The organism is Arthrobacter sp. NPDC093128 (assembly GCF_040683875.1).
Taxonomy (GTDB): domain Bacteria; phylum Actinomycetota; class Actinomycetes; order Actinomycetales; family Micrococcaceae; genus Arthrobacter.
In genome coordinates this window covers 112,652-125,357 of the sequence record NZ_JBFBEY010000003.1, presented here as the reverse complement: position 1 = coordinate 125,357, position 12,706 = coordinate 112,652, and the positions used below count along the sequence as shown (strand labels likewise).

Annotated in this window: 12 protein-coding genes; 7 read left to right on the top strand and 5 right to left on the bottom strand. The window is 61.2% G+C overall.

The annotated features are described in order from the left end of the window. Positions 1–116 precede the first annotated feature (116 nt). Entirely contained in the window at positions 117–1,286 is a 1,170-nt protein-coding gene (locus AB0N24_RS04390; RefSeq protein WP_364120958.1) for a competence protein CoiA family protein, read from the bottom strand. Positions 1,287–1,509: 223 nt separating this feature from the next. On the opposite strand from AB0N24_RS04390, the gene AB0N24_RS04385 reads away from it, so the two are divergent. Both AB0N24_RS04385 and AB0N24_RS04380 read left to right on the top strand, forming a co-directional pair. Beyond that, positions 1,510–1,896 (top strand): hypothetical protein, encoded by a 387-nt coding sequence (locus tag AB0N24_RS04385; RefSeq protein WP_364120955.1) that lies wholly within the window; start codon positions 1,510–1,512, stop codon positions 1,894–1,896. Positions 1,897–1,930: 34 nt separating this feature from the next. Further along, entirely contained in the window at positions 1,931–2,167 is a 237-nt protein-coding gene (locus AB0N24_RS04380) for a hypothetical protein (RefSeq protein WP_364120952.1), read from the top strand. Between the two features lie 41 nt (positions 2,168–2,208). Here AB0N24_RS04380 and AB0N24_RS04375 read toward each other — a convergent pair whose 3' ends face one another. Then, a complete protein-coding gene (locus tag AB0N24_RS04375) occupies positions 2,209–3,099 on the bottom strand; it encodes a GIY-YIG nuclease family protein (protein ID WP_364120949.1) in 891 nt (296 codons plus the stop codon). 507 nt (positions 3,100–3,606) lie between these two features. On the opposite strand from AB0N24_RS04375, the gene AB0N24_RS04370 reads away from it, so the two are divergent. Both AB0N24_RS04370 and AB0N24_RS04365 read left to right on the top strand, forming a co-directional pair. Next, positions 3,607–4,809: a tyrosine-type recombinase/integrase gene (locus AB0N24_RS04370; RefSeq protein WP_364120947.1), complete on the top strand. Its 1,203-nt coding sequence runs from the start codon at positions 3,607–3,609 to the stop codon at positions 4,807–4,809. Then, positions 4,806–7,181, top strand: coding sequence for a tyrosine-type recombinase/integrase (locus AB0N24_RS04365; protein WP_364120944.1), 2,376 nt, complete (start codon positions 4,806–4,808; stop codon positions 7,179–7,181). Before AB0N24_RS04370 ends, AB0N24_RS04365 begins: the two co-directional genes overlap by 4 nt. Positions 7,182–7,716: 535 nt before the next feature. Here the strand turns inward: AB0N24_RS04365 and AB0N24_RS04360 are convergent. After that, positions 7,717–8,016: a DUF4193 domain-containing protein gene (locus tag AB0N24_RS04360; RefSeq protein ID WP_364120941.1), complete on the bottom strand. Its 300-nt coding sequence runs from the start codon at positions 8,014–8,016 to the stop codon at positions 7,717–7,719. Between the two features lie 89 nt (positions 8,017–8,105). Continuing rightward, a complete protein-coding gene (locus AB0N24_RS04355) occupies positions 8,106–8,438 on the bottom strand; it encodes a hypothetical protein (protein WP_364120938.1) in 333 nt (110 codons plus the stop codon). 553 nt (positions 8,439–8,991) lie between these two features. Here AB0N24_RS04355 and AB0N24_RS04350 point away from each other — a divergent pair. Beyond that, positions 8,992–10,197, top strand: coding sequence for a hypothetical protein (locus tag AB0N24_RS04350; RefSeq protein WP_364120935.1), 1,206 nt, complete (start codon positions 8,992–8,994; stop codon positions 10,195–10,197). Positions 10,198–10,382: 185 nt separating this feature from the next. Here the strand turns inward: AB0N24_RS04350 and AB0N24_RS04345 are convergent, their stop codons facing one another. Then, a complete protein-coding gene (locus AB0N24_RS04345; RefSeq protein WP_364120933.1) occupies positions 10,383–10,583 on the bottom strand; it encodes an excisionase family DNA-binding protein in 201 nt (66 codons plus the stop codon). Positions 10,584–10,730: 147 nt separating this feature from the next. Here AB0N24_RS04345 and AB0N24_RS04340 point away from each other — a divergent pair, with 147 nt between their 5' ends. Together AB0N24_RS04340 and AB0N24_RS04335 are read left to right on the top strand one after the other, a co-directional pair. Continuing rightward, a complete protein-coding gene (locus AB0N24_RS04340; RefSeq protein WP_364120930.1) occupies positions 10,731–11,603 on the top strand; it encodes a hypothetical protein in 873 nt (290 codons plus the stop codon). Between the two features lie 106 nt (positions 11,604–11,709). Beyond that, on the top strand, positions 11,710–12,678 hold the full coding sequence (locus AB0N24_RS04335) for a competence protein CoiA family protein (protein WP_364120928.1): 969 nt from the start codon (positions 11,710–11,712) through the stop codon (positions 12,676–12,678). Positions 12,679–12,706 lie beyond the last annotated feature (28 nt).

Here is a 12,706-nt window from a genome sequence, read left to right as displayed (position 1 = left end):
CCTTCCAGCGCTGGTCAATTGGGAGCAATGCTAGTTGATGCGTCGCGGTCCTCAGCGGCGCAGCGACGGCGCGTCGAGGGTGACGCAAGCCTACAAGGTCTGTCCCAGACAGCGTGTCATTCCCCGTTTGAGGGTTGCCCCGGTGAACCGAACCGGCGTTCGTACATCTGGACTACCGCGAGCGTGTCCGTGAAGCGGCAATGGATCCAAAAGGCGGCAACTGATTGCAGGGCCAGCCACCGGGCGACCGGCACTCCCCTGGCTTCGGGAAGCCACTGCTCGACCAGCTCTTCGCGAAGGAGCCCGACAATCCGGGCGCGGATTGATTCAGCCCATGTGACCTGTCTGGGGCTGCCCTTGATCTGCGGCCACGACGAGGGCCATTTGTTTTCCAGCCCCTCCGGGGTGTGCTTCAGGGTTTCAAGAAGCGCCTCCTGGGATGCTCTCTGTTCTTCGGCCCACCGTTTTCGCGCTGCCGCTTCCCGTGCCTTTTTGGCAGCTTCACGCAAACGCGCGTCCTCAGCCTCCTGCTGCTGTCGCTCGCGCTCCGCGGCTCGTCGGCGTTCCACTACCTCTTTGGCCTGCCGGAGATGGGCCGAGTCCAAACCACGAGCGGTTACCTCCCAGTCGCCCAGCGGCCCACCGACTTCCTTTATTTCAACCTCGGTCTCGGTCTCGTTGTCGCTTTCGTAGCTGACGCCGATCCTGCATTCCTTCTTGGCCCAGCCCCACCAGATCCTCAGGCTCCATCCGCGGTCAGCAAGTTCTGCCTGGTAGGCCACGATCTCCCTGGACGCGTACAGCCACTGCACTGAGTTGGCTCTTTGGTGGTAAATCGCAGTCCGTTCCAGGGCGTCGCGGGCCGAGAGCCCTGACCGTTGAACTTCAAGTGCGACTTCAAAGGACGGACCTGTCACCAGAACATCCGTTCGTCCGCTTTCGATGAAGACCTCAAGGCGGCAGGAGAATCCCGGCATGGTTTCGATCCACATCCTCAATGCTTCCTGCATGGCAAGGTGGGTGTAGCGGTCAGCAAGGGATTTGGACGAAATAAGTGAGCATCTGCTTCCTCCCTGGTGCCTGAAGTGGGGAACGTTGACATCACCGATGGCAAACGTCAGTTCCCCTCCGCACCCACCAAGAGCCCCCGAACAATAGAAGGAATTCCCGCCCTTCAGCCGCCGGGCTTCCTTTGGGTCTGCCGGGGCCTGGACCGGAACGCGAGAGTCAGGAGAGCCAAGAACCGCGTAGATATCACGGCGTTCCGGAGACCATTCGCTGCACATGCGCGGAATATAGCCGATACCTCTGACATCACCGGGGAGGAGGTGCCCAGCTAAGTACAGCTGTGCCGTGAGCGCCGGACTGCGCGCCTGACCATCTCAATGGTGCAGCCTCTGTTCCAGACTGCTTGCCCTGGCGTTCTCGTGAGGGGAAGAGGCCACGACCAGCGGAAACACGACAAAGCGAAGGCCCGGGACGGAACCGGACGACAGTTAGTATCCATCCATGGTCAAACAGATGAGGGACCCGGCCTTCAAAGCAGAGCAGTTCGCCGGTGTGCACCTTCCACACGTCACCGCCGTGAACCAGCTGGTCGAGTCCCTCCGGGAGCCTGAGCCTTCGGTCGGCCGGGGGTGGGTGCCGTACGTCGAGCCTCTCTATGGCGGCTCGGAGGCCCGGATCCTGAGCATTTTGCGTGATCCCGGGCCGATGACCCACGAGACTAAGGGCTCCGGAATGCTGTGCGTGGAAAACGACGACGATTCCGCTGCGCTCCAATGCCAGCTACTCTCCTCGGTGGCCCTGACGCCTGCTGACCTGACCCCATGGAACGCCTACCCCTTGGTTCCGCCACGATCAGTCCAGTGGTCTGAGGAGCCCGCAGATCACTGAAGGACTGGACCCGCTGACCCGGTTGATAGAGCTGATGCCAAACCTGAAAGTGGTGCTTCTCCAGGGTGGAGAGGCGCAAACCCTGTGGAAACGGTTCGCCCGCAAACTACCCAGCGTGGTTGCCCGGTACGTGGCGGTGGAGACCTATCACCCCGGAAGGTCAGCGCTCCGGGACCCGGACCCGGCAGTGCGAGAAGCCCGGGCCAACCGCCGCTTCGAAGCATTCCGCGAGGTCAGGCAGATCCTGGACGGGGGCCAGATCGACAACTAGGTCGATTGTTATTCGCCGCCGGCACGCAAGGCGCCCAGATGTCAGGGCTCGGTGCCGAGCGCCTGGTCTTCGAGTTGTTGGAAGGTGCGCCCGTCCGCGGCCTTCCAGGTGATCCGTCCGTTGATGTTGCCGCCGATGACGATAGCCCCTGCTGTACTGGGGCTGCTGAACAGGTGGTCTTTGACGAAGACGTACTCATCACCGCGGACCTCGGCAATGCCCTGTTCGACCAATGCCACCCGGCGGCGGGCCAATGAGGCCGAGAGGGAGGGCCGGGCTGTAGCCTTGCCTACCGAGCCCGCAAGGACGAGCAGACCCTCGGCGGTAGGCCTGGCCCGAGCGTCGGTGCCGCCTTCCCTGAAGAACATGGTTTCGGGAGCGCCCCCTCCCCCGGAGGTGCCGGCCATGCTGATCTCGCGCACCGGCTCCAGCACCGGGTACCCCAGGGTCGTCAGGAGAACCGAGATGGTTTCCAGATACTCGCGGCAGTCGGATTCCAGTGGCGGCGGCGTGTGCGGGTTCGATGCCTCGTTGCCGTTGTGCAGTTCGTACCGTCCCGCCTGCCGAGCATTCTGGATCGCCTGCCATTCCATGTATCCCGTGTGGGTGTTCGTCCAGGCGTTGGTCAGTGACACAGCAACAAGAGCGCGGTCCCAGAAGTCCTTCTTGTCCGAGTGCTGTTTGAGCCTGTCACCGACGTTGCCGGTCTGTCCGATGTAGCAGGATTGCAGTCCCGAGGATGATGATCCGAACAAAAAGTAGACAGCCACCTGTTTGGATTCCGGCATGTCCCTGAAGTCCCTCAGAAGCGGCCGCGGCACCTCGAAAACCCTTACTGTACGTGTGGTGATCTCAGCCATCCGGATGCCTGCCGGATCACCCTGGGGAAGGTAAATCTGGATGGTCTGGGGCAACGGCGTTCTGGGAGACATGCTTGAATCCTGTCACGATGAGCATCCCGTGCCCCACAGGCCTGATCCCGTTTCGCAGCAACGGAGGCACAGTGCCCCGGCGAAATTCGTCTTTGTGCCAGGAGCAGGCACTCTTGTGTCTGCATGCAGCGACCCCGACTGACCAAGCCGGCTAGGGAGAGCAGAAACCCCGAGCCGTCAACGGCGCTTTTCGACCGGCCGGTACCTGTCACCCAAGGCGACCAGGGAGCTCAGGAGAAGCGTCATGCTGCCCAATATGTCCACAGGCCGGGAACGGGATTCCGCCGGCAGTGGGCTGACCATCCAAGCAGCGAACACATTATGCGGAATCTTCAGGCTCATCGCCTGGTCAAAAAGGCGCATCACCGGTTCGTGAAAGAGTCCGTCCTTGAGCTGGAACCCCGGGCAAAAGGTCCCCTCGTCGATGATCTGTTTACCGGACTAAGTTGACGGTTCACGGCGCGTGTCGCCGGCTGGGACGAGCCCCGTCAGCGTCATGCTTTGGGCATGGATCTCTCGGATCGCAGTTCGGATCGGCATCGGGCGGAGGGACTGACTGTCGCGAACGTCGGGCGGGTGATTCCTCGCTCCGGTGTTCCTGGGTTCGTTATCCTCGACGCGATGGGCGAGGAGTTCGCTCCTGCCACGGAGTATCTGCTTGAGCTGGCAGCGACGGACCGTTCGCCTCAAACGGTACGAACCTACGCCTTGTCGTTGCTTCGGTTCCTTCGATTCTTGTGGGCCATCGGGGTCAGCTGGGAGCAGGCAACGTCCCTTGAAGCGCGCGACTTCGTGTTGTGGGCGCGCCAGGCCGAGAAGTTCGTCGGGAATCGTAACGTCCCGCAGCGGCGGGGGAGCCGGAACCTTGTCACGGGAAAGAAGCATCTCGGAATGCGTTACTCACCCTCGACGATCAACCACACGACGACGGTGTGTAAGGAGTTTTACGCTTTCCAGCTTCGGATGGGAGACGGGCCCATCGTGAATCCTTTCGAGCTGCGCCGCGGGCGAGCCCATGCGCATCATGATCCTCAGCGGGAGTTTGCCCCGGTGCGGCGCCAGCCCTTGCGTCAGCGCGAGGCGCACCGGGTGCCCAGATCAATCCCGGACGGAAAGTTCAACGATCTGTTCCGGCGTTTGCGGTCCAACAGGGACCGGGCGTTGGTGGCGTTTTATGTCAGCAGCGGTGCACGGGCGAGCGAGCTGCTCGGGATCACGGGCGACCGGGTCAACGTGGGTGACCAGCTAATCGGCGTTTACCGCAAAGGCGGCCAGCTGCAATGGTTGCCCGCGGCGCCTGATGCTTTCGTGTGGCTTCGGCTCTATCAGCTCGAAGGAGGCGTCGCCGGCCCGGATGAACCGGTTTGGCTCACGCTGCGGGGCGAGCCCCGTCCTCTGACCTACGAAGCCATGCGCGCCGTACTGAGACGCTGCAACGACCTGCTCGGTTCGAACTGGACGCTGCACGATCTGCGGCACACGTTCGCGATCCGAGCGCTCGAGGGCGGGATGGGCCTTCACGAAGTCCAGGAGTTACTGGGTCACCAGTCGCTGACTACGACCACGGTCTATGCGGTTCCGCATATGGAGGAAGTCATCGAGCATTACCGGACCCATCTGAGCAGCAGGACTTCCCCTGCCGCAGACAGTTCACCGGCCGGTCAGCCCTATAACCTCGATGAGTTGCGCGTGCTTTGGGGGAACCAGTGACAACTCCGCCCATCAATAAGATCCAGACCGCACGACGAAGCTGGAATGACCACACGCCGCCACCACAGGAACAACAACCGCCTGCACTGCCGCCCATCCCTTCTGGACCGCTGACCAGCGCCAGCATTGAGGACATCATCAACCGTCTTGAGGACTGCAGCCCGTACTGGCCACAGGTGCATGAGCACAGGGCGCGCATTCGGCGCTTACTCGGTCATTTGAGGCAGTTGCCGGGTGAAACCTGGCAGGACCGCTGGGCGCTGTTCGAGGGCCAGGTCGGGCATGACGCTCTGGCGTGGCGGCTCAGAATAGCCGGCGGTTCAAGCAAGAACACGAAGAATCGCTACGAGGTCGAAGGACTCAATGCGGCGATGGGACCGCTGCTGGCTCTGGACGTCATGCGCCCGTCCCACCGGTGGCTCGCGGGTCAGCGCTTTGCCTTCTGGAAAGCACTCAGCCGGTTCCGGGATCCCGCCCACACAGCTGAACTCGAAAACGCCCTCCTCCATGCGAAGGCTTCACCGGCCCAGGCCACTAGCGGGATCCTCACCTTAGGTCGCATTCAGGCCCATACAGGCAAATCGATCCGCCAGCTCACAGCCGAAGACATCCTCGACCTGACTACCCAGCTTCCCGGGAAGCTGATCGACGTCAGCCGCAGCGGGCTGACCGCCGTATGGCCCGTGCTGCACGGGCTGGGATGGATCAGACACGATTCCGGGACCATGCCCACACGGCTCCGCGTCGGACCGAAAACGGTGGATGAGATGGTCGACTACTACGACATCACCGGCCCCTGCCGGGAACCACTCATCCGCTATCTTCAGGTCCGGTCGGCTGGCCTCGACTACGCCTCGCTCTGTGCTTTGGGCAGGTATCTGGCCGGCCTCTTCTTCGCCGACATCGTCAAGCACTACCCTGATCAACGCGACTTCGCACTGACTCCGAAGCAGGCTGCTGGCTGGAAAGCCAGAGTCAAAGTCAAAGCCGACGGCTCGCCGCGCCGGGAAGTTTACAGCGTCTTCTTCTCCGTCCGGGCGTTTTATCTCGACATCAGCCAATGGGCACTCGAAGATGCCTTCTGGGCGCAATGGGCCGCCCCAAGCCCCGTAACCTTCGCGGAAACCCGTGGTTACGTGAAGCACCGGCGCGCGACCATCGCAACGATGCAACAGCGCACCCGTGAACTGGCTCCCGTGTTGCCCCGTCTGGTGGAGGCTGCCGAACAGGCCCTCCGCGCAGCAGAAGCAACCCTGGCGGATGCCAAGACGGCCGGCGCCGGCCAAACTATCGACATGGACGGCGAGGCTTGGGAAGTCTTCCAGAGCAGTGAATATGCACATGTCCGGATTCGGCGCAATGGAAAGAGCCGGGACCTGTCGTTCGAAGAGGACAACGCCTTCTGGACTTGGGCGCTTGTTGAGACACTTCGACACACCGGTGCACGGATCGAAGAAGTCCTCGAGTTGGTGCACATGAGCATCCAGCCCTATAAGGTTCCAGGGACCGGGGAGACCATACCGCTGCTGCACTTCGCTCCGAGCAAGACCGACACAGAGCGTCTGATGGTGGCAGGCCCCGAGCTCGTGCACGTGCTCTACCGAGTGCTTTCTCGTATCACCAAGGACACGGGTGGTGCACCGCTGACACAGCGATGGGACTCAGCTGAGAAAGTGCTGAGCTCACCTCTTCCGCACCTGTTCGTCCGCCGCCGTGGCGCCGGACCCCCGAACGTGATGACGACGGCCACCGTCTCCACGCTACTCAATGACTTGGCGCGACGCGCGCATATCAAGGTCAGCGGTGCCGAAGTCAGGTTCACCCCGCACGATTTCCGTCGCATCTTCGCGACCGAGGCACTTGCCAGCGGCCTGCCTCCACATATCGTGCAGGTGCTGATGGGGCACGCCAGTCTGGCGACGACTCAGGGATACGCAGCGATTTATCCCAGGGACGTCATCCGGCACCACCGCACCTTCATCGAAAAGCGACGGGTCATTCGGCCCACCGAAGAATACCGCGAACCAACCGCCGCCGAATGGGACGAATTCGAAGCCCACTTCGTTCAGCGCAAACTCAGCTTGGGCAGCTGCGGACGCGCCTACGGCACAGGCTGCCAACACGAACACGCCTGCCTCCGCTGTGCCCTTCTCCGTCCGGATCCCAGCCAGATCAACAGGCTCCAGGACATCATCGACAACCTCGAAGAACGCATTACCGAAGCCGAACAACACGGCTGGCTCGGCGATGCCGAAGGACTGCGGGTCACGCTCAACAGCGCCGAAATGAAACTCGCGCAGATGTATAAACTGCAGAACCGCCAAGGAACCGTCGAACTCGGGATTCCACGAGCCAGAGGGACAGAACCTTGATCGGGACGCCATCGACTCGGTGGCCAAGGCTGAACCAACAGTCACCTATCGTTCCTGATGCAATCTTGTTAGCTTTAGCCATGTATCGAGAACAGTTGCATCGGTCATCCATAGCTCAGCTCAGTTCTTTGAGACTAAGCCGAGTTCTCACTGGCACAAGTCTCGTTCTCTTCAGCATTGTGCTGTTTGAATGGGATATGTCGCTGAAGACCTGGGTATCCATAGCGGCCTTCGCTTGCGCACTCTTCTCCTTCTATCAGGGGACCCTTGCCGGGTCCGAGTTGAAACGTCGAGAGCGACCGCAACCCGACCACCACGTCATCGTTGACGAATGATGCCAGGGCGGCGTCAGATTGGCACCGGGCTGCGGGAACGTCACCTCCGTAGTCCGGATAAGAACACCCTCACCGCCCGGCGCATGGCCTCGGGCTGACCGAGAGCTTGGAAGTGCGCCTCCAGATCTGCCGCCGTCGGCAGGGTGAACTCTTCGCGGATGCTGTCCCAGATATGCTCCGGGACAGCCGGCCAGAACCGTTCAGCCTTCACATTCGACGCAGTAGGCATGGCCGTCCTTCTCGCGTGCCTTCTGCGAGCGGTGGCGGACCAGGAAGCAGGACCAGCAGGTGAACTCGTCGTCGGCCTGGGGAATAACCTGCACAACGAGCTCTTCGGCAATGAACTCGCCGCCGGGAGTCAGGCCGTCCAGAGTGTCAGCCTCGTCGAGCTCCCGGACCACGGACTGGGCGTCCGGTGCTTTGGCAGACTTCAGGGCCTCCAGTGAGTTTTCCTGGGATTCCTTGACGTCGGTGCGCAGTTCATCGTAATCGGTGGCCACGGAAGTGCATCTCCTTCTCTGTTGCTCTGGTGTTACCGGTCCTGCAACGTACAGGACATACGAAGAATTCCCCATTATCACAGGGTCTTTCAGAACACCTGAGACTCCAGGAAGCCGTAAACGAACCAGATCAGGACACCGGCGGTGATGGTGAGGGCGATGGTGCCCGGAACGCGGCCCCGGCGACGGACGACACTGACGACGCCCAGGGCGATAGTGGCAAGGGTTGCGGGGAAGGTGACGCTGAAGAGGAAGTAGAACAGGCCAATCCCGGAGTCGACACCGTCCCCGACGGCCCACACAGCCCAGAAGACTCCTGTCGTATTGAGCACCAGGATCAGCAAGGAAAGAAGACCTGCATTCAACTTTCGGCCACTTGATTCGGCGTCGCGTTGGTCATGGCCCGTTTCTGTCGTCCCCATGTCCGTGACGTTACCTCCCGCCGGGCTATGTGCTTATAACTATCACTCGTCAGCGGCGGCCAGCCTCTCTTTGAATACGGCATCCGGTTCACTGTCAATCTGCTCGACTGACCGTCGCACTGGCGTGTCAGCGACGCTGAAGAGCACTACCGGCTGTCCTGTTCCCCATCGTCCGGGAGATCGCCGGCGGCGATTTGAGCAGCTGTGCGTCGGTACGCTTCGGCGATGTAGTCTTCAATATCCTGAAGGCCAATGCGCCACAGGCCCCTGTTATCTTGACTCGATTTCCGTTGTCAGGATCGTGCGTTATGGCATTCCCCGGCTCTGAAACTAACACTCTTCGGGAACCGTGAGGTTGAACGTTTTTCGAGACGTTGTCCGGGCGTTGTGTTCCAGTGCGTGGGAAGCTGCTGCGGAGCGGGATCCTGCGTTGAAGGCCAACGCTGCATCTGCTCGCCTGCGGCACGGCCTCTAGGCCTATGTGCGTAAAGCCAGGACCCCGCACCGCACATGTAATCTGACAGGGAATCAGTCATCACTCACTGGGGGACCCTTGACCGAAAAAATTCCGCCGATTTCGCCGGAACCGCAGCCGCAGAACCAGCCGGCTCCCGCGGGCAGCTCGAACCAGGCGCCAGAGCCAGGATCTTACGCGCCGGCCGATTACGGCAAGCAGCCGTACCAGGCACCCCACCAGCAGCCGGTCGCGCCAGAGCCAGGATCTTACGCGCCGGCCGATTACGGCAAGCAGCCGTACGCGCCACAGTACGCACCCGCCCCCCGCCCCGGCCAGCCCGAGATGAAGGCGTCGGGCCGCAGAAAGGCAGCAGGGATTGTCGGAATCATATTGGGTGTTTTGCTTCTCCTTCCAGCCTTGGTGATGCTCGAAGACATCCACTTAGGCTTCATGGCCCTCCTGCTCTTCCTGACGGCGCTTGGCAACATCACTGTCGGCATCCTGATACTGGTGAAGCTTGGTGCACAGGCCAAGTGGGCCCCAGTGACCCTGCTGAGTACGTCGGCGTCGGCTGTCATGCTCGGAATCATCGGCCCGCTGCTTGATCTGTTCAACTTTGCGCTGCTCATGGTCAGTTTGCCCCTAGCCATTCCTATCGGACTCCTTCTGGGATTGGAACTCGCCAAACAAAAGCGCCTGGCAGCCCCGCCCCGATCCCCCTACTACTCTTCAGGACCCTACGCACAGGCATCTGGGACGTACGCGCAGACTCCAGCGCCTTACACACAGGACGGTTACACTCTTCCTCCCGAATTACAACGCACTACCGCTCCGCTGCTTCCTGGGCATCCCGGAGTGCCTGCACCTCTTCAATTTCAAGCACCTGCAGGCCGGCGCCGTATGAGCGCCCGGTGGTGGTGGGCCATCGGAGGCGTGGCGGCAGTGTTGATCTTCGCCGGCCTGTTGCTCGGGAGTGTTTTCTCTCAGACGGGAGCGAATGCAGATGCTTGCACCCTGTACGAAAGCGCGAACAACGATCTAGCATCTGCCGTTGAAGGCCAAAAGGCAGGAATCCTAAGCCAAGCGGACGTTCGCGCCGAATTCAAAGGCTTGCCCGCACGAATCAAAGCGGCTGCCGATATGGCTCACGGTGATGTTTTAGTGGAGATGCAGGAGTCGTACCGGTACGCGGCCGCCTACCAAGCATCTCAAACGGAAGACAACGGCACGGCCTTCTTCCTGCACCAGAACTCTGTCGTTGAAGCCTGCAAAGACGCTGGCGCGCAGATCAACCTGGATTAGCCACGCTCCTCTCTCTTGCTTCTGAGCTGCGGTGTGAGTAGTTCCCTAAAAATCTATTCAGCGCATTAAATCGCGACATGGCGGGCAAGTCGTCCGACCGCATTAAGGCTCTGCCAGATCACTACCTTTAAATTGCACTGCTACGGCGTATTGATCCTCACAATCCGAACAGAAAGCAATGGGGATCATCCGGACCTACGCCCTGGGATTCCGGCACAAGAACGCTCTCCATTGGCAAGCTGCCCAAGATAACCCCTCCCGCCGACCTGCAGAGCGCGCAGCTCTCCACTGCTGATCAGCCCCCGGATGAGGCTCGATTTCACGTTGAGTTCTTCGGCTGCCTGCTCGACTGTCAGGAAGCGACGCTGTGAGGTTTGATCAGTCACTGCACCATCCTATGGGCGCCAGTCGGGTACGTCGGGGCCGTGCTCCTGGCGTCGTCAACCAAAACTAAAGGGCTGGCAAACCAGTGCGGTGAGATCCTGTCTCCCGTACGATGAACGCGTCTCATCACTCTGGTTTTTGGGGGAATCTTGAGGGATCCGAAATACCCGCAGAAGCATCTGCCACGCGTCTTCGACACTTCGTTCGACTACAAGACGGACACACCTTCGGCGAGCCAGCGCGACCCCGACTCACACAGCAAGTTGCTCCGGTGGGACCACGAGTTGCTGTGGAGCAAGGAACTGCGCCCCGGCGTCCTTTTCGCCCCTAAGGTGACAACCAGAAAGCGCGAGTACCTCGTCTTCACCGACGCCAAAGAAGATAGGCATTGCTACGGCAGCGACGCCATCACCAGCTCCTACACCGGAAGGTCAACCCCGAGATCCCTGGCTGACGCGATGGCCAGTCTGGGCGATGACCAGAAGTCCGCCTACCTCGACCCGGCGTACACCATCGGCAGCGCGATGATTTGGCCCGTCAGGAAGGGCCAACCCACCATGAACCAGGCCCGGGGGTTCGGTCCCTCGGGTCGGCTGATCGCTGATCGTATGGACCTTACCCTTGAGTGCATCCGGCGGCACTACACCGGAGAGTCGGAGAACGCCCCCGTCGGCGCCCTCAAAGACGCCTACGCGGACTTCTTCGCCGTCATCACCGCCTACAAGGTTTTCTTCGAGCTCTTCGGGCAGCGGGAGCAAGGATTCAAGGAGTTCGTAGACTTCTTTCACTTTCAAGACCTTGTGACACCCGACTACAAAGCCGTTCGGTTCTACCTGCCCTGCGAAGACTTCGAGCGCTCGGGCATACCGGTCACAAAAGAGGAATACGCGACGTACCGGAATGCCACGCTCCAGTTCATTGCGGGACGTGGGCGTCGGATGGCTGAGTGGGTCACGGAGCACCACCCCGAAATTGAGGTTCGTAACCCTTGGTGGAAGCCCCGCACGGAGCCCGCCGTCTGATAGCCGCTAGAGGTTTTGTCACCAGCGTTTTGGTCTTCTTGAAGTAGCACAAGTCTTTTTTCTGACCCTACGACGAAATGTCGGCCCTTCGGCTCATACTGTGCCCATGATCGAGATACGTCGGCTTACTCCCCGCAAGTGGGAACCGTCAGATCCCCTCGTCGCCTACAACAACGCGGACGGACAGGTTGTCATAGCTGGGGCCATGGGCCGGGGAAACAACTCCTACTACGACCGCTACGGGTACAAGGGCTCCAAGGAGATCGTCTGCATCGACTGCAAGGAAGCGGGCCGTGAAGTTCCGGTCCAGCTCGTCGACGCCAAAACACGATGCAAGCATTTCCGCCATCAGGCCGGCGAGGCTCCCGACGGCCTGCGCCGCTACGGCGAGACCGCTGAGCACCTGCACGGCAAGCGCTTCATCATGGACTGGGCCAGAGACCAGCACCACATCCTTCCTTGGTCCGTCGAAGATGAGGTCTGGATTCCCGGCGTCCGACTGCGCAGCGACGTCAGAGCAACAGCTGCCTCCGGCCGGCATCTGGCATTCGAGGTCCAGCGCAAACCAATGGACAGCAAAGAGTGGGATCACCGCCACGGCGGCTATCAGACGGCGGGCATCCGTGACGTATGGCTGTGGTCTCCGGACGTTCCTGACGTGGTCCTCGATCTGCCGCTGACCAGTGTCGTCCTGGACATGGCCTACGAGTCCCTCGGTGTCCTTGTGGCCAAAGACTCCGGCCGTTACCGCCACCCCACGGCTGAGCGGTACATTCTGTCTCCCACCCACTACGCCTCCGCCCCGCTGTCCGAGTGGAGCCTGTCGGACGCAGGATCCCTCGTGCCTCCACCTGGGATGGCTGAATTCATTGGCACAAGCCGGAACCGGCCCGGCTGGCACAACTCAACGCCCATCATGAGGCGCTGGCACGGCGGACACCAGACCGCCGGCGACGCCGGTGGAACGGCGGACGGACGCACTCAGGCAGTACCGGAGCCGCACCAGTTACAGTCAGGTACTGGGAGCCAGCGCAAGTGCGCCGCGTATCGACCCGGAACGGGAGGCGCAACGTGAGGCAGAGGCCATCGAACGCATCATGGGC